Here is a 19,983-nt window from a genome sequence, read left to right as displayed (position 1 = left end):
TCTCAGCCCCTCACCGTATAACGAAGCGCGCGCGCCTGCAGATAATTGGTCACCGCCAGCATCACGAAGGCGGTGATGAGCAGCACGGAGGCGATGGCGGCCGCCGCCTGATAATCATATTCCTCCAGCCGGATGAAGATCAGCAGCGCCGTGATTTCCGTCGAAAACGGCTGATTGCCGGCGATGAAGATGATCGCCCCGAATTCGCCGAGGCTGCGGGCGAAGGACAGCGAGAGACCGGCGAGCAACGCCGGCGTCAACAGCGGCAGGATGATCTTGCGGAAAATTTCGAGATCGGAACCGCCGAGCGACTGCGCCGCTTCCTCAAGCGCCGGATCGAGGTCTTCCAGCACCGGCTGCACGGTGCGCACAATGAAGGGCAGGCTGGTAAAGGCCATAGCCACCATGATGCCGAGCGGCGTGTAGGCCACCTTGATGCCGAATTGCGAAAGCACCGAGCCGAACCAGCCATTACCTGCGAACAGTGTCGTCAGCGCAATGCCGGCAACGGCAGTCGGTAGCGCAAAAGGCAGATCGACGATGGCGTCGACGATGCGCCAGCCGGGAAAGCGGTAACGCGTCAGCACCCAGGCGAGCGCCAGCCCGAAGATGACGTTGAACAGCGTGGCAGCGAGCGCGCAGAGCACGGTAACACGATAACTGGCCACGGCGCGCGGCGACGAGATGATCGACCAATATTCGGCAGGGCCAAGGCTTGCCGCCTTGAACACCAATGCCGAGAGCGGCAGAAGCACGATGATGGCAACGTAAGTCAGGGTAACGCCAAGGGACAATTTCAGCCCCGGCAGAACATTCCGCTTCAAACCCCGCCCCCCATTCATCAAAAAGCGACCCGGCGGTTTCCCGCCGGGTCTTTTACCTGTTGCGTATCGCTGTGATTAACGGCTGCCGTAAAGCGTATCAAGCGTCGCGCCGGATGCAAAATGCTCTTTCTGGATTTTATCCCAGCCGCCGAAGACCTCCTCGACGTTGACGAGGCGAATGGCCGGGAACTTGTCCTTGAATTCGCCGACGACCTTTTCATTGTGGACGCGGTGGCCGAATTCGGCGGCGATGCGCTGGCCTTCCTCGGTATAGAGGAAGTCGAGATAGCTCTTCGCCAGATCGCGCGAGCCGCGCTTGTCGACCACCTTGTCCACCACGGCCACCGGGAATTCGGCCAGCAGGCTGACGGGGGGCACGACGCCTTCCACCTTGTCTGCGCCATATTGCTTGGCGATGCCGCGCGTCTCGGCTTCGAAGGTGATCAGCACGTCGCCGATTTCACGCTCAACGAAGGTGGTGGTGGCGGCGCGGCCTCCCGTGTCGAACACCGGCGTATTGTCGAAGATTTTCTTGACGAATGCCTGAACCTTCGCGTCGTCGCCGTTGAACTTCTCCTTGGCGTAAGCCGTGGCGGCGAGATAGGTGTAACGGGCGTTACCCGAGGTCTTCGGATTGGGGAAGACGATCTTCACATCGTCGCGGGCAAGATCGTCCCAGTCCTTGATACCCTTGGGATTACCGGCTCGCACAAGGAATGACGGGAAGGAATAGAAGGGCGATGCGTCGTTCGCAAAATCCTTCTTCCAGTCGGCGGAAACGAAGCCCTGCTTCACCAGAAAATCGACATCGGTGACCTGATTGAAGGTGACGACATCGGCTTCCAGACCTTCGACGATGGCGCGCGCCTGCTTGGAGGTGCCGGCATGCGACTGGTCGACGGTGATGCCCGGATGCAGCTTGATGAACGCCTCGTTCTCGGCCGCGAAAACTTCGCGGGCGACATCGTAGGATGCGTTGAGAATGGTGGTCGGAGACTGCGCCTGCGCCGCACCTGCAAAAAGAGCGGCAATGGCAGTACCGATAATGAGAAGACGTTTCATGAATACCCCCGGCAATTCGAATGGTGCTCAACATAGCGGGCGGCGGCAACGCCCGCGAGAAACAGCCATGCTTTCCGGGCGCGCGGATTGGAAATTTCACCCAAAGAATATCGACTCCAAAGGCGATGATTTCATATACGGCAAGAAGCCGGATTTCTTTTGCGCCGACCTAAAGACGATGATCGGGAAACAGATTGCCGGAATGCGCGGCAAAATAAGGCGCAATGTCCTCCTCCCTCACCTCCTCCAGCCGTGCTGGTTGCCAGCGGGGATTGCGATCCTTGTCGACCAGCGCAGCACGCACGCCTTCGTAAAAATCATGCTGGCGCAATATTTCCGTACCGGCGGCAAATTCCCGCTCCAGGCATTCGATGAGGCTCGCGCTTTCCCGGCCGAGACGCAGCAGCTTCAGGGTCAGTTTCAGACTGGTGGGGGAGCGTTTTTGCAGGACCTCAAGGGTCTCGCGCGAAAACGCATCCTGGCGCGCCGAAAGTGCGGCGACAATCTCCTCGACCGTGTCGAAACGGAATGTCGCGTCGATGATCTCCCGATTTATGGATAAAACGCCTTCACCGGCCTCGTCGGCGCGCGCCGCGATCGCCGTCTCGATACTGTCTGTATCCGCGGCTTGCGACAGGTCTTGGACCAACCCGTCGAGACGGTCCGAAGGAACAAGATAATCGGCAAAACCGGCATAGATGGCATCGGCAGCGGTCACGGCATTGCCCGTCAACCCCAGCCAGGTGCCGCATTCGCCCGGCGCCCGTGGCAAAAGCCAGGAACCGCCGACATCCGGGAAGTAACCGATGCCGGTTTCCGGCATGGCGAGTTTTGTGCGTTCCGTGACGATGCGGTGGCTGCCATGGGCTGAAATGCCGACACCGCCGCCCATGACGATGCCGTCCATCAGCGCTATATAGGGTTTGCCGAAGCGGGCGATGCGATAATTGAGCGGAAATTCTTCCCGCCAGAAATCAAGCACCTGCGGATCGCCCGCCTTGCCGAGATCGTGAATGATGCGGACATCGCCCCCGGCGCAAAGCCCCCTGTCCCCTTCCCCTGTAAGGACCACACAGGAAATATCGGCATCCTCTTCGAAACGCTGAAGCGCCTGAAACAGGTCGCGCACCATCGGCAAGGTCAGGCTGTTGATGGCCTTCGGGCGGTTGAGGCGAATGATGCCTGCCCCTCCCCGTTTTTCGACGATGACCTGCGCATCCGCTTCCGTTCTCTGTTCCAAGACCGCCTCCTCCGCTGCCCATTCATCCGGCCATCTTGGCGGGCCGGGCGCGATCACGCAACGTTGATCTTGTTCTGCGGGAACGTCTTTCGCTCAAACCGCTTTAACGGGCAGAAAATGCCGGAAATCCGTTTTCGCAATGCAGCATGTTTGCTTGACGCCCGGAAAATCATGGCATGTAATGGGTTCTGGAAATGCCGGCATTGATTCCTGTCGAGCGTGTGCCGGACCAAAGCGGAATGTCGCCTTCTCATAGGCGCTGTAAACAGCAACGGGAGACGAGCATGCAGGTTTCGGAACACGAATGGATCAGTAAACGGGCATATACACTCTGGGAAAAGGAAGGCCACCCCCATGGGCGCGACGCGCACCATTGGGAACAGGCCAAGCATGAATTTTCGCTGCTGAAGACATCGGAAGCGACGAAACCCGCAACGCGCAAGAAGGCCGCTCCGAAGGCCGCTGCTGCAGAAGCCGCACCGGATGCGCAAGCCCCGGCAAAACCCAAGGCCCGTGCCCGCAAGGCTGCCGCCGCGAAATAACGGCTCGTAAAGCTCAACTGAAGCCATAAAAGAAAAAGCCCGACGATCATGCCGGGCTTTGTCTGTTTAGAGCGGGTCACAACCCGGATCGCCGATCCGGCAGCCATCGCGGAAATTTTCCCCGGCAGGCGCACGGCGCGTGTCATCCCACTGGCGACGCTCTGGGCGACGCTGGCCTTCATCCTGGTTCTGCTGGCCATCGCGATTGCGGTCGCGGCTTTCATCTTCGAAGCGGCGGCGGTCGTCGTCGCGACGCGGCCTGTCCTGATTTCTGTCACCCTGGTTCCAGTCGCCGTAGCGACGTTCCCAGCGTCCGTCATTCGGGCCGCCCTGACGGGGATCACGCCACTCGTCGCGGCGACCATCACGCCAGTCGTCCCGGCGTCCGTCACGCCACTCGTCACGCGGACGCGGACGATCCCATCCGGCGCTCGGAGGCGGGGCGTTCCAGTACCCGCCGGACGGCGGCGGACGGCGCCAGCGGTCGCGCTCGCGGTAGAAGTCGCGGTCACGATAATAGCGGTCCCAATAACGGCCGACTTCGAAGGTGATCACCGGCACGCCGAGATCGCGGTAATAACGCGGTTCCACATAGACCCGGTTCTGCCGGTAGGTCGTGGCGATATAACGCCCGGCTACCCAGCCCCGACCGCCCACGAAAGAAACATCGCACCACGGCGTATCGGAAAGGCAGCCGTGCACGGTGAGCGGCGCACCATTCGGGATAACCACGACGGCCGGATAAGCCGTGCTCGGGCCGGAGCGCATATTCACATTCGCGGTGGCGAAACCCCGCGTCGCAGCTTCGGCAAGTGCCGGCGCGGCGAGCATGGCCACCAGCGCAATTGCGCCAAATAGTTTTTTCTTCACTTCTTTCTCCTCAAGCAAAGGCCCGCTTTGCCCTTGTCGGCATCCACCCTGTTCGATGGACCAGTATGCGTTCCACATACTGCCACGACCGGAAAATACGCGGTTCTGCATGAACGCAGCATGAAACAAATGAGGCATCCAATCAGTTCCACCTGCGGCAATCAGCGCCCGATAAATCGCCGCCGGAGTGGACCGCCGGTCTTGACTTCGAGGGGCAATCATCCGACTTCAATGCAACAGCAATATGGAGCAGAACCATGAGCGAAACCGCACAGACGACCGTCGACCAGAGCGAAGTGGATCGCTTCTCCGCGATGGCTGCGGAGTGGTGGAGCCCGACCGGCAAGTTCCGCCCGCTGCACAAGTTCAATCCGGTGCGGCTCGAATATATCCGCAACCGCATCTGCGATAATTTCGGCCGCGACCCGAAGGCGCACCGCCCGCTGGAAGGGCTGCGCATACTGGATATCGGCTGCGGTGGTGGCCTTCTCTCCGAACCCGTTGCACGCATGGGCGCAGATGTGGTGGGCGCCGATCCCTCGGAAAAGAATATCGGCATCGCCTCCACCCATGCCCGCGAAAGCGGGGTCAGCGTCGATTACCGCGCCGTCACTGCCGAGCAGTTGCAGGAAGCCGGCGAAACCTTCGACGTCATCCTCAACATGGAGGTGGTCGAGCATGTGGCCAATGTCGATCTCTTCGTCACCACCTGCGCGAAAATGGTGCGCCCCGGCGGCCTGATGTTCGCCGCCACCATCAACCGCACGCTCAAAGCCCGGGCACTGGCGATCTTTGCCGCCGAAAATGTGCTGCGCTGGCTGCCGCGCGGCACCCACCAGTATGAAAAGCTCGTTCGCCCGGAAGAGCTCGAGCGGCCGCTGGTGGCGAGCGGCATGGATATCGTCCACCGCACCGGCGTCTTCTACAACGTGCTGCAGGATCGCTGGAATCTTTCGCCGGATATGGATGTCAACTACATGATGCTGGCGAAGCGGCCGGCGCAGGGGTAATCCCGGACGCTATTTGAGTGAGGTCGTCCTAAAGAAGTTCAGTTGACGTCGTCAGGCAGCACCGGCAGCGGCGCGATCTCGATACCCTCGTCCAGCAGGGCCTTGGCGTCCTGCGCCGAGGCATTGCCGATGATGCCGCGCTCATCCGCTTCGCCATAGTGGATCTTGCGGGCTTCTTCCGGAAATTTATCGCCGACATCTTCGGCATTGGCGCGGATATTGGCAACGGCCTCGCGGATTTTCGCAAGCGCCTCTTTTCGGGCGGTATCCATGGCCAGCGTCTGGCGTTCGTCTTTCTTGCGGGCGGTGGAAACCGAAGGCGCCATCAAAAGCTTGGAGACCTGCACGGAATTGCAGACCGGACAGGACAGGAAACCGCGTTGCAACTGATCGTCGAAATCGTCGCTGCCGGCAAACCAGCCTTCGAACTCATGGCCCTTTTCACAGGCCAGCGCATAACGGATCACGCCGCTTCACCTCCGGCAGGTTTCAGGGGAATAACCGTATCCAGACCGAACTCGCGGGCATTGCGGAGATTGGGAATTTTTCCGCGCGCGGCAGCCACCAGCGAGGTATCAATCTCGGCGAAGATGATCTCTTCGCCAGCGCCGCTGGCAACGGCCAGAACTTTGCCCCATGGGTCGATGATGATGGAATGGCCGAAGGTCTCCCGCCCGTCCTCATGCACGCCGGCCTGCGCGGCGGCGATGACGAAAGCGCCGTTTTCGATGGCGCGGGCACGCAGCAGGATTTCCCAATGCGCCTCCCCCGTCTGTCGGGTGAAAGCCGCCGGAACAGTCAGAACCTCCGCACCTGCCAGCGCTTCCGCGCGGAACAGCTGCGGGAAACGGACGTCATAGCAGATTGCGAAGCCGAATTTCCCCAGCGGAAGTTCGGCGATACGCGCCACTTCGCCGGGTTGATAGGCAGCGCTTTCACGCCAGCTTTCACCATTGTCGAGATCGACATCGAACATATGGATCTTGTCATAGCTGCAGATGCGCGAACCATCCGGCGCGAAGAGAAAACCGCGATTGGCGATCTTGCCATCCGGGCGGGCAATGGCCGTGGAGCCGACATGGACATGAATGCCGAGTTCGCGGGCAAGACGGGCCGCCGTCGCAACGATGATATCGCCATCGTCATCACGCAGTTGCGCACGCAGCGCCTGCCGGTCCTTCTGGATTGCGCCCGTCATTTCCGGGGTCTGCACATAAACGGCGCCCTCGGCCGCAGCCGCACGCACCAGCCGTTCCATATCGGCGGCGTTTCTTGCCGGATCGACGCCGGAGCGCATCTGAATGGCGGCAGCCTTGAAACCCATCACATCCTCCATACCCGCAAGATCGCGGCCGATCAGGCGGCCAGCAGCGCGTCCAGTTTACCGGCGCGCTCCAGCGCGTGCAGATCGTCGCAACCGCCCACGTGCTGGCCGTTGATGAAGATTTGCGGGAACGTCGTTCCGCCGGATTTCTCGATCATTTCCTGCCGGTATTCCGGTGTCGTCGTGGCGTTATATTCGGCATAATCCACGCCCTTGCTGTCCAGCAGCGCCTTGGCGCGCGCGCAATAACCACAAAAATCCCGCGTATAGATCGTCACCGGTGCCATGTTTTCAAAGCCCTCGCAAACGTGCGGTCAAACGCACGATAAACTCATGTCATTCAGGTTTCATATAGGCCCGGAAATGGCCATTGCAAAGGTCAAAACCGTCACATCCGCGGCACCGGCCCTGCGCAGGGCGCGGCTTGCCGCACCCACCGTCGCACCAGTGGTATAGACGTCGTCCACCAGCACCACGCGCCTGCCATGAACATCTGTTTCCCGGCCGGGTGCGAGCGCGAAAGCGCCGCGCACATTATCCCGCCGGGCGAGTGCGGAAAGCCCCACCTGCCGCTCTGTCGGCTTCACGCGCAGCAGCGTGCCGGCAAGCAAGGGCTTGCCGGAGGCCCTGGCCAGATGCCGCGCTAGCTCGGCGGATTGATTGAAACGGCGGCGCAGGAAGCGGTTGCGATGCAATGGAACGGGCACGATGCAATCGCAGGCATCCACCGTTCCGTCACTTGCCCTCAGCATCCACAGCGCCATCAGGCGGGCGAGATCGGTCCGGTCCTGATATTTCAGCCGGTGCACCAGCTTGCGGGCGGTTCCCTCATGGCTTGCAACGGCGCGCAGCCGGTCAAAAGGCGGCGGTTCGGCAATCGCCTGCGCGCTGACGAAACCATCTCCGTGGTCCCGCGCGAAGGGAATGCCCAGAACCTCGCAAAAAGGGCGATCGATAAAGGCCACATCCCACCAGCAATCCGCGCATAAGGCGCCCTCGCCGCCGGTCATGCGGGTGCAGCCCGCGCAGGTTGGCGGGTAGACCATGCGGAAGACCGCACGCCACATGTCTCCCGCCGCCGCCGACACGGCCGCAGACTTAGACAGCAAAACCGAAAACAGACTTTCACCAGCACCCATGAGGTTGACTTTACCGCCGAACGGGTGCCTTTGCGAGAGCGATAGTTCCTTCCCGACACCGGGAAAACGGTGCCCAAAACGGCATGAGACCAACGATACGGCCCGCCGATCCCAAAGGCGTTTGAGGCCGAGCAGGCAAGATGATGGATATTCTCTTTGACCAGGCCCTGATCGAACAAAACCGTCGCCGGGCGTGGAACCAGCGCGACGACAAGGCCCTGTTTCTTCTCGATATGGCGGCCGAAGAGCTGGCCGACAGGCTTGCCATCGTCGAGCGCCAGTTCGAGACCGCAATCGAACTTCACGGCGGCACCGGCGTCACCGCCCGGCGGCTGGCGGAGACCGGCAAGGTGGATACCATTCGCCGTATCGAAACCGAGAGCTGTTTTGCGACGGATGCGAATATTCCCGACGCCGCTTCCATGGAACATCTGCCGCTCGAGGAGGCCTCCGCCAACCTCATCGTTTCACCGCTTGCCCTGCATCTGACCAATGATACGCCCGGCGCGCTGATCCAGATCCGGCGGGCATTGAAACCGGACGGCCTGTTTCTCGGCGCCATTCCCGGCAGCGGCACCCTGCAGGAACTGCGCGACGTGCTGCTGACCGCCGAGGCGGAACTGACCGGAGGCGCCAGCCCGCGCGTCATTCCCTTCGCCGATGTCCGCGATGTCGGCGCGCTTTTGCAGCGCGCCGGCTTTGCGCTCCCCGTGACCGATGCGGAAAGCTACACCGTGCGTTACGATTCGATTTTCCCGCTGATGCGCGACCTGCGCGCCATGGGCATGGCCAATCCGCTGGCAAGCCGCAGCAGAAAGCCGCTCAACCGCGCCTTTTTCCTGCGCGCGGCGGAGCTTTACGCCGAACGATATTCCGATCCTGACGGGCGGATAAGGGCGACATTTTCCATCATCTATGTATCGGGCTGGGCGCCGCACGAAAGCCAGCAGAAACCGCTGAAACCCGGCTCCGCCAAGGTGCGGCTTGCCGATGCCTTAAGGACAACCGAGGTGAAGCTGTCCTGAGCGATCAGCCGAAAGGCTTCAACTCGCCAAAGTGTCTACGATGAACTGAAACACGGCATTGATATTGCTGCTTATGCTGCCTGCGCCAGCGATGAGGGCGGCGGAAATCAGCCCGGCGATCAAGCCGTATTCAACCGCTGTCGCACCGTCTTCGCTTTTGCAAAAATTGATAAAAAAATGCAGCACAGGATATTCCCCATCCGCCATCCGGTGCGTTGCGACAACCGGCATCTGCCCTGTTGAAATCAACTCTATCCTAGGTCGGCGATGTGAGGAATCCGTTATCTTTGATGGTAAACGATCAGCAACCGCTCTCGTTGCTATAACCCCTGACCACGCAGGGCATTTCCGGCATTGGCTGGGTGATGCTGCGACGGATGGAATAGGTCTTGCCCACATCGGTCTTCTTGATGGAGCCCGTGCTGATCATGTCGTAATTATCGGGAAACTGCGCCACCCGCGTGGAGGATTTTCCGGCAAGCATGGGAGTGACGATGAGTGAGAGCGCGATAACCGCCGTGCCGAAAAGCAGCGCCACATTGAGTACGCCGGTGCGACGGGATTTGTGGGAATACAAGTGACGACCTTCCACCGTCTTCCAGAAATCCTCGTTCATGAGCAACCTCGTCTCGCGCAGTTTACCGCTTCTTTAGCTTAACAATCTGCCAGAGGGTGCTGAACGATCTCTTAACACAGCCCCGTTTTGGCACGGCAAAGCGCTGCAAACGGGGCATTTTCACGAAGCTGTGACGGGATAATACGCGAGGACCTCGGGGGCTTCCCGATTTTATAGCAGATCCTGCAGGAAGGGGATGAGCGGCTCATCGGCCGGCGGCATGGGGTAATCGCGCAGTGCCTGCGGCTTCACCCATTTAATCGCCTGCCCTTCCCGGCCGTGTGCAATGCCCTCATAACGGCGGCACACATAAAGCGGCATCAGGAGGTGAAAGGTCTCATAGGTGTGGCTGGCAAATGTCAGCGGTGCGAGGCAAGCGACCTTGGTTTTGATACCCAGCTCCTCGTCCAGTTCACGAACAAGGGTTTCCTCCGGCGTCTCGCCATGCTCCACCTTGCCGCCCGGAAATTCCCACAGGCCCGCAAGCGACTTGCCTTCCGGACGCTGCGCCAGAAGAATGCGGCCATCCTGATCGAGAAGGGCGCAGGCGGCGACCAGCAGGATTTTTTTGCCTGCCTCGCTCATTCGCCGGCTCCCTTGCGCCAGTAACGATAACGATAGGCCTCGGAGAACCCGAATTTTTGATAAAGGGCGATCGCCGGCGCATTGGTGGAAACCACCTGCAGCCAGGCGGTTTTTGCGCCGCTGATTCTTGCCCAGCGCAGTGCCGACGACAAAACCTGCGTGCCGAGGCCCTTTTTACGCTGCGACTTTTCGACATCGAGGGAGATGATGCCGGCAAGGTCATTATCCTGCACGCAGATCACGGTCGCGAGCGGATTGCCTTCCACTTCCTCATTGATGAAGAGGCCGAGCGCCGGCTTGATGGAACTGACGATTTCCGCAATTGCCGGGCGCAGCGCCGGGTCGCTATCGCTGACCTTGATGCTCGCCTCGACAAAACGGCCGATATCGTGGCTCGGCAGGCTGACCAGCGTTTCGGGCAGCTCCATGCCAGAGAGATCGGCCGTCATGACCGTGACCTCTTCGAACACGGACCAGCCGTCATTCGAGAGAAATTCTCTCAGCTGCGGCGGCATCAGCGTCGTTTCGCGCACCACCAGCGGTCGGCCGAAATCTTCAAAACGCTTGCGCGCCTTTTCCAGCCGCACCGCGCTGTTTCCGTAATCGGACGGGTCGAGCGGCACCACGCAGTTGATGCGCTTGGAGGGGTGCGAGCCCGTCAGGCGGATTTGCCAGCTACCGTCATAAATCACCGACGAGGCAGGCCATGCCCGGAAGCTGACGGCTTCCAGACGGCGAACCAGCGGCAGATTGACGGCCTTATTGTCCTGCATTCTCTTCGGCTCCAACGGTCAGCTCCGATAGTCGCCGTTGATCGCAACATATTCTTTCGTCAGATCACAGGTCCAGACGGTGGCAGTGCCCTGACCGAGGCCGATATCCACCTTTACCGGAATGTCTTCGAGACGCATCACCGCGCTGGTTTCCGCTTCCGAATAATCCGGGTCGCGCTCGCCGTTGACGGCCACGCGCACGCCGCCGAACCAGATGGCGAGGCGGTCACGGTCGGCCACTTCGCCGGACTTGCCGACGGCCATGACGACGCGGCCCCAATTGGCGTCTTCGCCGGCAACCGCGGTCTTCACCAGCGGCGAATTGGCGATGGAAAGGGCAATCTTCTTGGCGGCGGCATCGTTTTCCGCACCCGTTACGGTGACTTCCACCATCTTGCGCGCGCCTTCACCATCGCGAACCACCTGCAAGGCAAGGTCCTTCAGAAGATCGTTCAGCGCGGCGCGGAAGCCGGCAAGGCGCTCGTCGTTGGCGCTCGTTACCTTCACCTGGCCGTCTTCAGCGGCAGCACCTGTCGCAAACAGCATCAACGTATCGGAGGTGGAAGTGTCGCTATCGACCGTCACGGAATTGAATGTCGGGCCAACACCGGCAGACAGCAGCGACTGCAGGGCGGCGGGCTCGATATCCGCATCCGTCACAACGAAAGAGAGCATCGTCGCCATATCCGGCGCAATCATGCCAGCACCCTTGGAAATGCCGTTGATCGTCACGATCACGCCGCCGATCTCGGCGGTGCGGGTCGAAACCTTGGGATAGGTGTCGGTCGTCATGATCGCCTTGGCGGCTTCCTGCCAGAAATCGGCTTCCGCCCTGACATTCATGTCGCCGAGAACGCCGGCAAATTTCGAAGCATCCAGCGGCTCGCCGATCACGCCCGTCGATGCCAGGAAGACCTCGCCCTCGGAGCAACCAACGGCAGCGGCGGCGGATTTCGCCGTCAATTCGGTCGCGGCCTTGCCCTTGACGCCGGTAAAGGCATTGGCATTGCCGGAATTGACCACCACGGCGCGCGCCACGCCGCCGCCCAGATTGGCGCGGCAGAAATCGACCGGGGCGGAAGGGCATTTCGATTTGGTGAAGACGCCGGCGACGCTTGCCGGCTTGTCGAACACCATCAGCAGAACGTCGGTGCGGTTCTTGTACTTGATGCCGGCGGCAGCCGTCGCCATGCGAACGCCGCGCAGCGCAGGCATGTCAGGATAGGATTTCGGAGCGAGCGGAGAAACGGCAACGGACATTGGAAGCGCCTGAAATTCTGGAAATGGGAAGTATGGAAATGCCAGAGATGAAACGGGGCGGCCTTTAAAGCCGCCCCATAACAAGGGTAATTCTTACTGCTGCGGCTGCGGCTGAGCCTGCTGTTCCTTCGTGGCTTCGTCGTAGCCCTTCTTCAGCGTCTCATCCATGATTTCAATCTTCTGGTCGGCCTTTGCCTTCTCGATGAGGGCAACGTACTTGTCACGCATGACAAGCTGACGAACCTGCGGCTCGACCTGCTCGAAAGCCGGCGGCGGTGCGATGCGCTTGTCTTCCAGCTTGATGACGTGGAAGCCGAACTGGGTCTTCACCGGAGCCTTGGTGAAGGCGCCCTTTTCGAGACCGAAAGCGGCTTCTTCGAATTCCGGCACCATGCGGCCCTTGCCGAACCAGCCGAGATCGCCGCCGTCATCCTTGTTGGAATCGGTCGACTTTTCCTTGGCGAGCGCGGCGAAATCCTTGCCCGAATCAAGCTGCTTGATGATGTCCTTGGCTTCGTCCTCGCTGGCGACGAGAATGTGCGCGGCCTTGATTTCCTCTTCCTGCGGCAGAGCTGCGACTTCCTTGTCGTAGCGAGCCTTTACTTCGTCAGCGGTAACGGCATCGACCACGTGCTTGCGGAAATAGGCGTTGTGCAGCTCACGGTCCTGGATGAATTCCATGCGCTTCTTGAAATCTTCAGTCTTTTCCAGACCTTCGGCGCTGGCGTTCTTCACCAGAAGCTTGACGTCGATCGCGCCGGAAAGGGCTGCAACCTTCTTCTGCTCATCGGGAAGCTGCGCGAGCTGCGGGTCGAGGTTGCTCATGGCGAGGTCGAGTTCGGACTGGTGGATTTCCAGATCGCCGACCTTGGCGACAACCTTGTCTTCCTGTGCGAAAGCCGGAAGCTGGAGGCCGAGCGTGACCACAATCACCGCAGCCGCAATTTTATTATAGCGCAACATTTTGAACCTTTCGGGGACAATGCCGGCTCCAGACATGGTTTCCGGCTCTGAAAAAACTTCCAAACACCGGATTGTGGCCATTCTGTAACGGGCAGAACCGTTGACATCATTTGCCCCCCCTCTTATCTGTCACGCAACCTCGCGTCCAGATACGTTGAAGGGCGAAGTCCGTCATTTATGCTGAAATCGGCGTGACGGAGAAAAGCGCCCGGCAAAACGGAATTTCAGAAAGGGCCAGTAAGATGGTCAGTCTCGGCGGAATAGCCCGCAAGTTGTTCGGTTCGGCAAATGACCGCCGCGTCCGCTCCTATAAAAGCAAGATCACAGCCATCAATGCGCTGGAAGAAGCCACCAAGGCGCTCTCCGACGAAGCGCTGGCGGCCAAGACCGCTGAGTTCCGCCAGCAGCTTGCCGACGGCAAGACGCTGGACGACCTGCTGATCCCGGCTTTCGCCGTCGCCCGTGAAGCGTCGCGCCGCGTTCTGCATATGCGCCCCTTCGACGTGCAGCTGACCGGCGGCATGATTCTGCATGGAGGCGCCATCGCCGAAATGAAGACCGGTGAAGGCAAGACGCTGGTGGCGACCCTTGCGGTCTACCTCAACGCCCTTGCCGGCAAGGGCGTGCATGTCGTTACCGTCAACGACTATCTCGCCAAGCGCGACGCGGCCACGATGAGCAGGCTCTACGGCTTCCTCGGCCTGACGACCGGCGTGATCGTCCACGGGCTGGACGACGACCAGCGCCGCGAGGCCTATGCCTGCGACATCACCTACGCGACGAATAACGAACTCGGCTTCGACTATCTGCGCGACAACATGAAATATGACCGCGCCCAGATGGTTCAGCGCGGCCACAACTACGCGATCGTCGACGAAGTCGACTCGATCCTGGTCGACGAGGCGCGCACGCCGCTGATCATTTCCGGCCCGCTGGACGACCGTTCCGACCTTTACAACACCATCGACGCCTTCATTCCGCTGCTGACGCCGGAAGATTACGAAATCGATGAAAAGCAGCGCTCGGCCAACTTCTCCGAAGACGGCACCGAGAAGCTCGAGAACCTGCTGCGGCAGGCGGGCCTCCTGAAGGGCGAATCGCTTTACGACGTCGAAAACGTCGCCATCGTTCACCACATCAACAATGCGCTGAAGGCCCACAAGCTCTTCACCCGCGACAAGGACTATATCGTCCGCAACGACGAAATCGTCATCATCGACGAGTTCACCGGCCGCATGATGCCGGGCCGCCGTTATTCCGAAGGTCAGCATCAGGCTCTCGAAGCCAAGGAAAAGGTGCAGATCCAGCCGGAAAACCAGACGCTTTCCTCCGTCACCTTCCAGAATTATTTCCGCATGTACGAAAAGCTGGCCGGCATGACCGGCACGGCCGCGACGGAAGCGGAAGAATTCGGCAACATTTACGGCCTCGACGTCATCGAAGTGCCGACCAACCTGCCGATCCAGCGTATCGACGAGGACGACGAGGTTTACCGCACCGGCGAGGAGAAGTTCCAGGCGATCATCACCGAGATCAAGGCGGCGCATGAACGCGGCCAGCCGGTTCTGGTGGGCACGACCTCCATCGAAAAATCCGAGCTTCTGGCCCATCTCCTGCGTCAGTCCGGCTTCTCCGATTTCCAGGTCCTGAACGCCCGTTACCACGAGCAGGAAGCCTATATCGTTTCGCAGGCCGGCGTTCCGGGTGCGGTCACCATCGCCACCAACATGGCCGGCCGCGGTACCGACATCCAGCTCGGCGGCAACGTCGACATGCGGCTTGAGCGCGAGCTCGAAGGCATGGAGCCGGGTCCGGAGCTTGATGCGAAGGAAGCGGCTATCCGCGCCGAGATCAAGGTTCTCAAGGAAAAGGCCCTTGCCGCCGGCGGTCTTTACGTCATCGCGACCGAACGCCACGAAAGCCGCCGTATCGACAACCAGCTGCGCGGCCGTTCCGGCCGTCAGGGCGACCCGGGCCGCTCGAAATTCTACCTGTCGCTCCAGGACGACCTGATGCGCATCTTCGGTTCCGAGCGCATGGACAGCATGCTTCAGAAGCTCGGCCTGAAGGAAGGCGAGGCAATCGTCCATCCGTGGATCAACAAGGCGCTGGAACGCGCCCAGAAGAAGGTCGAAGCCCGCAACTTCGAGACCCGCAAGAACCTTCTGAAATATGACGACGTGCTGAATGACCAGCGCAAGGTCATCTTCGAACAGCGCCTCGAGCTGATGGAAGCCGACAATATCGGCGAAACCGCAGCCGATATGCGCCATGAAGTGATCGAAACGCTCGTCACCAAGCATATTCCGGAAAATGCCTATGCGGAACAGTGGGATATTGCAGGCCTGAAGGCCGGCATCGCCCAGTTCCTCAACCTCGACCTGCCGGTGGAGGAATGGGCCAAGGAAGAAGGCATCGCTGAGGACGATATTCTTGAGCGTGTTACCGAGGCCGCCGACAAATACGCCGCCGAGCGCGCGGAACGTTTCGGCCCCGAGATAATGACCTATGTGGAACGCTCGGTCATTCTCCAGACGATCGACCATCTGTGGCGCGAACATATCGTCAACCTCGACCATCTCCGTTCCGTCGTCGGTTTCCGCGGTTATGCCCAGCGCGACCCGCTGCAGGAATACAAGGCGGAAGCCTTCGAACTGTTCCAGGCGCTGCTCGCCAATCTGCGCGAGGCCGTGACCGCCCAGCTGATGCGCGTGGAACTGGTGCAGCAGGAACCGCAGCAGCCGGAACTGCCGGAAATGACGGCGCATCATCTCGACCCCAATACGGGCGAAGACGAAATGGCGCTGGGCCAACAGGCCGCGCCCGCCGCCTTCGTGCCGGCCGAGGATCGCGATCCGGAAAACCCCGCCACCTGGGGTCGCATCGGCCGCAACGAAATGTGCCCCTGCGGCTCCGGCAAGAAATACAAGCACTGCCACGGCGTTTACGAACAGGCCTGAGGCAGTTGCTGACAGACAAACGAAATCGCCCGCACCCTCGGTTGCGGGCGATTTTCGTTGCACCCCTCGATCGCTGTTGACGGATATCGGCAATTTCCAATATGGGAGCCGGATCGTCTTCCGGAAAAAGCTTTCATGGCCCCTCGCGACTTTGCCGCTTATGTTTTTCTCGCACTCGCGTGGGGAATGTCCTTCCTGCTGCTTTTGCATGTCGTCGAGGCCTTCGGCTGGATCGGCGCGGTCACGCTCCGTTCGCTGGTCACCGCCGTCACCCTGTTTTTGATCGCGATTGCGGCGCGCCGAAAGCTTGCATTTTCCGCGAGCTGGCGCGCCTTCGCCGTCGTCGGCGCAACAACGGTCGCGGGACAGTTGATCGGCCTCTCCTATGCGACGCCGCTGGTCGGCACCGCCATGGCGGCCATTCTGGTGGCCACCATCCCGCTTTTTTCCATGCTCATCTCACAGGTCTGGGGACTTGAACGCCTGACGAAACAGGGCTTTGCCGGACTCATCATCGGCTTTAGCGGCATCTTGCTGCTTGTCGGCTTCCCTGCTGTGCCCGTCACGACCGGCTTCATCATCGGCTGTGCCGCCGCCCTCGCCGCCTGCATCTGCGCCGCCTATGGCAGCAACTATGCCAGCCGCTATCTCAAGGGCGTGGGTTCGTGGGAAATCACTATCGGCTCCTTTCTCACGGGCGGGCTGATGACATTGCCGCTTCTTCTGGCCGTGCCCCTGCCCGGAGCACCGCGCCTCATCGATTACGGTTATCTTCTCGTACAGGCGGTGGTCATGAGCGGCCTCACCTACATCACCTATTTCAAGCTTGTCTCCTCAATCGGCGCAACCAGGGCGATCAGCGTGGAATTCGCCGTGACCGTCGTTGCGGTCCTCGTCGGCGCGCTGGTGCTGGATGAGCCGCTTTCGCTTCCCCAGCTTTTCGGCGCCGGCATCATCATTCTGGGCTGTGCGCTGGTCCTCGATCTCATGCCAAGGAAAAAGGCTCCGCCCACACCCTCCGGGGCGTGAAGGGTTTATTAGCGTTTTCCACCAATAGTCGTGCTGGTCATTGCTGATCACACGGGATCGCGCCTGCGGCGCGAGGGAAAAATGCAACCGGGCAAATCAGACTACGAGCACTACTGGGACCCGCTAAGGGCGCTCCTCATGCTGCTTGGCATTCCCTATCACGCCTCCCTCCTCTACAGCTATGCCCTGCCATGGGACATCAAGGATTTCGACACCAGCCCGCTTCTGAGCGCGCTGGGTTCCGCACTCGTCACCTTCCGCATGCCGGCATTCTTTCTGGTGGCCGGCTATTTTTCCACGATGGTCATCGGCAAGAAGGGCAAGATGCGCTGGCTGAGACAGCGTTTCCTGCGCCTCGGCGTGCCCTTTAGCATCGCGGTCCTTCTGCTCGGGCCATCACAGCTTTTCCTGCTGCAACTGGCCCGCGTCGCCAAAGGCGATATCCCGGCCGACCGGCTGCTTGAGAGCCTGCCCGGCCTGCTGCGCCCGAGCGAACAGTGGATCATGCATCTATGGTTCCTGCCGGCCCTTATCTTCTATTCGATCCTGCTTGCCGGCCTGCTGTTTCTCTTGGAACGTCCGCCAGTAGCCTATGTGAGAGATTGGTTCGGCAGCCTGCGGCAGTGGCATACCTCCCTGTTTTTCGCAATGCTCTGCCTCGTACCTGTTGTGTGGGAATTGATGATCTACGGATCCGGCCAGCTTGCAGCAAAGAGCGGAAGCGGCCTCTTTTTTCTCTATGAACGCGCTTCCGATCCCTATGCGCGTTACCTGCCATTCTTCCTCATTGGCGCGCTGCTGCACCGTGACCGCGCCCTCTTTCACCGCTTTCGCCAGACGGGCCTTCTCACCGGCGTCATCGCGGTGGGCGCCATCGCGACGGCGGTGACCCTGCGCCTGCAACATCCCTTGTCGAATTCGGCCCTGCTGGTGCTGGTGTCGACAATTGCGGCGGTGACGGCAAGCCGTCTGTTGATAGACCTCGCCTGCCGCTATTTCGACAGGCCGAGCCGGCTTGCCAGACGCATGACGGATGCGTCCTTCACCATCTACCTGTTCCACCATCCGCTGATCTACGCGTTCGGGACGCTCTTCATCCTCATTGCGCTGCCGCCCATCCTGGAATTCACCATCATCGTCGCGGCCACCACGACGGCGGCCTATATGCTGCATCAGGCGATACGCCTCAGCCCGCTCGCCCTTTTCCTGTTCAACGGCATTCGCAAGCCACGCGTGGCGGACGATATTGGCACACAAGCCGGCGCGTCCCAAACCCTTCGTTAAGGATGAAGCGCGTATGATCGGCCTGCCTATTCAACTGGAAATGATGGCGTGTGGATCATGGCTATCCTCAACACGGCGGAAAAAGCCTTACCCGCAGGCCTGCGCGCGAAGCTTTCGCCGCTGGTAGCGAAAGTCGCCGTTGTTCTTTCCGGCGGGGATGAGGTCTCTCGCGCGCAGCGCATGGCGCTGGTTGCGTTTGCGGTGCGCATCGTCAGCGCCGGTATAGCCTTCATTTCCCAGATCATTCTTGCCCGCCTGATGGGCGAATTCGAATATGGCCTGTTCGCCTTCGTCTGGGTTCTGGTGATCCTGTTCGGCAATCTTTCCTGTCTCGGTTTTCACACCACCGTCATCCGCTTTTTACCCGGCTATCGTCTGGAGGATGCCCATGACAAGATCATGGGGCTGACCTCGACGGCGCGGGTCTTCGCCATGCTTTCGGCCAGCGCGCTTGCGATTTTCGGTTTCGTTTTCCTGTATTTCTTCGGCGAGCGCATCGCCTCCTATTATCTCATTCCCGTGTCGCTCGCGCTTTTCACCCTGCCGATGGTTGCGCTGGGCGATGTGCTGAACGGCACCGCGCGCGCCAATGGCTGGGCGGTCTCCGCACTCAGCCCCACCTATATCGTTCGCCCGCTGCTGATCCTGCTGTTCATGCTGGTGGCAATCGGTCTCGGCGCGGAAAAAACCGCAACGACGGCCATGCTGACGGCCCTTCTTGCCACCTACGTCACCACGCTTTTCCATTTCGCCTTCATGAACCGCAGGCTCAACCGGCATTTCCGCAGCACGGCCCGCAGGGTGCATTTCCGCCACTGGATAAGGTTCGCCTTCCCGATGTTCCTGATCGACGGCATCGGTTTTCTGATGACCAATTCCGATGTGGTGATCGTCGGGCTTTATCTGCCGCCGGATCAGGTGGGCATCTATTTTGCCGCTGCAAAGACCATCGTGCTGATGCAATTCGTGTTTTTCTCGGTGCAGGCGGCCGCCGCCCCGCGCCTGGCCGCCCTCATGTCGGCCAATGACCGGCAGGGGCTCGCCGGTTTCGCCAGCCAGGCCGCGCGCTGGGCCTTCTGGCCATCGCTCGGCGTCGGCAGCGTGGTGCTTCTGGCCGGCCCGTTCCTGCTGTCGCTGTTCGGTCCCGGCTTCGTTGAGGGTTATGAGCTGATGTTCTTCCTTTTCGCCGGTTTCCTCGCCAAGGCGCTGATCGGCCCGGGGGAAACATTGCTGAACATGGCCGGCAAACAAAAATTGTGCGTCGTGCTTTATATTATCATCTTCGGTTGCAACATTGCACTCAACATGGCGCTCATTCCGGTCTATGGTCTGGCAGGGGCAGCAGCAGCGGTGGCGATAGCCATGTGCATAGAAGCTGTGCTATTGCATATTGCCATTCGCCGCACACTCGGGATCGTCCTTTTTGCCTTCAACGATCCCCGGGCGGGTCAAAACACTGGGAAGGCGGTGTAACGAT

The 19,983-nt window shown here is 60.4% G+C and carries 21 protein-coding genes; 7 read left to right on the top strand and 14 right to left on the bottom strand.

Annotated features, from left to right (window positions below; all coding sequences use genetic code 11):
• Positions 1-2 precede the first annotated feature (2 nt).
• The 3 genes from cysT to BTE54_RS18160 all read right to left on the bottom strand — a co-directional run bounded on the left by cysT (position 3) and on the right by BTE54_RS18160 (position 3,126).
• Positions 3-842, bottom strand: coding sequence for a sulfate ABC transporter permease subunit CysT (gene cysT / locus BTE54_RS18170; protein WP_078053429.1), 840 nt, complete (start codon positions 840-842; stop codon positions 3-5).
• A 57-nt stretch (positions 843-899) separates the two neighbouring features.
• A complete protein-coding gene (gene cysP, locus BTE54_RS18165) occupies positions 900-1,886 on the bottom strand; it encodes a thiosulfate ABC transporter substrate-binding protein CysP (RefSeq protein WP_078053428.1) in 987 nt (328 codons plus the stop codon).
• 169 nt (positions 1,887-2,055) lie between these two features.
• Positions 2,056-3,126, bottom strand: a complete 1,071-nt coding sequence (locus BTE54_RS18160) for an enoyl-CoA hydratase/isomerase family protein (protein WP_078053529.1) — start codon at positions 3,124-3,126, stop codon at positions 2,056-2,058.
• A 284-nt stretch (positions 3,127-3,410) separates the two neighbouring features.
• Here BTE54_RS18160 and BTE54_RS18155 point away from each other — a divergent pair, with 284 nt between their 5' ends.
• The gene (locus BTE54_RS18155) at positions 3,411-3,668 is read left to right on the top strand and encodes a DUF2934 domain-containing protein (RefSeq protein WP_078053427.1); all 258 of its coding nucleotides are present in this window, start codon (positions 3,411-3,413) and stop codon (positions 3,666-3,668) included.
• A 66-nt stretch (positions 3,669-3,734) separates the two neighbouring features.
• Here BTE54_RS18155 and BTE54_RS18150 read toward each other — a convergent pair whose 3' ends face one another.
• Positions 3,735-4,538 carry an SH3 domain-containing protein gene (locus BTE54_RS18150; protein ID WP_143240740.1) on the bottom strand — a complete coding sequence of 268 codons (804 nt, stop codon included), beginning with the start codon at positions 4,536-4,538 and terminating at the stop codon, positions 3,735-3,737.
• 257 nt (positions 4,539-4,795) lie between these two features.
• Between BTE54_RS18150 and ubiG the strand changes: the two genes are divergently transcribed.
• Positions 4,796-5,548 (top strand): bifunctional 2-polyprenyl-6-hydroxyphenol methylase/3-demethylubiquinol 3-O-methyltransferase UbiG, encoded by a 753-nt coding sequence (gene ubiG / locus BTE54_RS18145; RefSeq protein WP_065657110.1) that lies wholly within the window; start codon positions 4,796-4,798, stop codon positions 5,546-5,548.
• A 38-nt stretch (positions 5,549-5,586) separates the two neighbouring features.
• On the opposite strand, the gene BTE54_RS18140 is transcribed toward ubiG, so the two are convergent.
• Genes BTE54_RS18140 through BTE54_RS18125 form a run of 4 tightly spaced genes read right to left on the bottom strand, consistent with a single transcriptional unit; the run spans position 5,587 to position 8,011 of the window.
• Entirely contained in the window at positions 5,587-6,015 is a 429-nt protein-coding gene (locus tag BTE54_RS18140) for a DUF1178 family protein (RefSeq protein ID WP_003522554.1), read from the bottom strand.
• On the bottom strand, positions 6,012-6,872 hold the full coding sequence (locus tag BTE54_RS18135; protein WP_078053426.1) for a carbon-nitrogen hydrolase family protein: 861 nt from the start codon (positions 6,870-6,872) through the stop codon (positions 6,012-6,014). The genes BTE54_RS18140 and BTE54_RS18135 overlap by 4 nt, the downstream gene beginning before the upstream one ends.
• Positions 6,873-6,904: 32 nt before the next feature.
• Complete coding sequence (gene grxC / locus BTE54_RS18130; RefSeq protein WP_003522552.1) at positions 6,905-7,159, bottom strand: glutaredoxin 3; 255 nt, start codon at positions 7,157-7,159, stop codon at positions 6,905-6,907.
• Between the two features lie 60 nt (positions 7,160-7,219).
• Positions 7,220-8,011, bottom strand: a complete 792-nt coding sequence (locus tag BTE54_RS18125; RefSeq protein ID WP_065657106.1) for a ComF family protein — start codon at positions 8,009-8,011, stop codon at positions 7,220-7,222.
• Between the two features lie 143 nt (positions 8,012-8,154).
• Between BTE54_RS18125 and BTE54_RS18120 the strand changes: the two genes are divergently transcribed.
• Positions 8,155-9,036 carry a methyltransferase domain-containing protein gene (locus BTE54_RS18120; RefSeq protein ID WP_078053425.1) on the top strand — a complete coding sequence of 294 codons (882 nt, stop codon included), beginning with the start codon at positions 8,155-8,157 and terminating at the stop codon, positions 9,034-9,036.
• A gap of 18 nt (positions 9,037-9,054) precedes the next feature.
• Here the strand turns inward: BTE54_RS18120 and BTE54_RS18115 are convergent, their stop codons facing one another.
• From BTE54_RS18115 to BTE54_RS18090, 6 genes are all read right to left on the bottom strand, one after another.
• Positions 9,055-9,267 carry a Flp family type IVb pilin gene (locus BTE54_RS18115; protein ID WP_078053424.1) on the bottom strand — a complete coding sequence of 71 codons (213 nt, stop codon included), beginning with the start codon at positions 9,265-9,267 and terminating at the stop codon, positions 9,055-9,057.
• Positions 9,268-9,337: 70 nt separating this feature from the next.
• Entirely contained in the window at positions 9,338-9,652 is a 315-nt protein-coding gene (locus tag BTE54_RS18110) for a hypothetical protein (protein ID WP_065657104.1), read from the bottom strand.
• A gap of 171 nt (positions 9,653-9,823) precedes the next feature.
• Positions 9,824-10,237 (bottom strand): 8-oxo-dGTP diphosphatase MutT, encoded by a 414-nt coding sequence (gene mutT, locus BTE54_RS18105; RefSeq protein ID WP_003522547.1) that lies wholly within the window; start codon positions 10,235-10,237, stop codon positions 9,824-9,826.
• Positions 10,234-11,010, bottom strand: a complete 777-nt coding sequence (locus BTE54_RS18100) for a GNAT family N-acetyltransferase (protein WP_065657103.1) — start codon at positions 11,008-11,010, stop codon at positions 10,234-10,236. The genes mutT and BTE54_RS18100 overlap by 4 nt, the downstream gene beginning before the upstream one ends.
• A gap of 18 nt (positions 11,011-11,028) precedes the next feature.
• Positions 11,029-12,270 (bottom strand): bifunctional glutamate N-acetyltransferase/amino-acid acetyltransferase ArgJ, encoded by a 1,242-nt coding sequence (gene argJ, locus BTE54_RS18095; RefSeq protein WP_078053423.1) that lies wholly within the window; start codon positions 12,268-12,270, stop codon positions 11,029-11,031.
• Between the two features lie 93 nt (positions 12,271-12,363).
• Positions 12,364-13,233, bottom strand: a complete 870-nt coding sequence (locus BTE54_RS18090; protein WP_078053527.1) for a peptidylprolyl isomerase — start codon at positions 13,231-13,233, stop codon at positions 12,364-12,366.
• Positions 13,234-13,475: 242 nt separating this feature from the next.
• Here BTE54_RS18090 and secA point away from each other — a divergent pair, with 242 nt between their 5' ends.
• The 4 genes from secA to uppV all read left to right on the top strand — a co-directional run bounded on the left by secA (position 13,476) and on the right by uppV (position 19,979).
• Positions 13,476-16,193: a preprotein translocase subunit SecA gene (gene secA / locus BTE54_RS18085; protein WP_078053422.1), complete on the top strand. Its 2,718-nt coding sequence runs from the start codon at positions 13,476-13,478 to the stop codon at positions 16,191-16,193.
• 135 nt (positions 16,194-16,328) lie between these two features.
• Positions 16,329-17,222 carry a DMT family transporter gene (locus BTE54_RS18080; RefSeq protein WP_078053421.1) on the top strand — a complete coding sequence of 298 codons (894 nt, stop codon included), beginning with the start codon at positions 16,329-16,331 and terminating at the stop codon, positions 17,220-17,222.
• Positions 17,223-17,303: 81 nt separating this feature from the next.
• Entirely contained in the window at positions 17,304-18,506 is a 1,203-nt protein-coding gene (gene mdoC, locus BTE54_RS18075) for a glucans biosynthesis protein MdoC (protein WP_078053420.1), read from the top strand.
• Between the two features lie 57 nt (positions 18,507-18,563).
• The gene (gene uppV / locus BTE54_RS18070) at positions 18,564-19,979 is read left to right on the top strand and encodes a Wzx-type polysaccharide biosynthesis protein UppV (RefSeq protein ID WP_078053419.1); all 1,416 of its coding nucleotides are present in this window, start codon (positions 18,564-18,566) and stop codon (positions 19,977-19,979) included.
• The last annotated feature ends 4 nt before the right edge of the window (positions 19,980-19,983 follow it).

Source organism: Agrobacterium sp. YIC 4121 (assembly GCF_002008205.1).
Taxonomy (GTDB): Bacteria; Pseudomonadota; Alphaproteobacteria; order Rhizobiales; family Rhizobiaceae; genus Agrobacterium; species Agrobacterium leguminum.
This window is presented reverse-complemented; position numbering and strand designations above follow the sequence as displayed.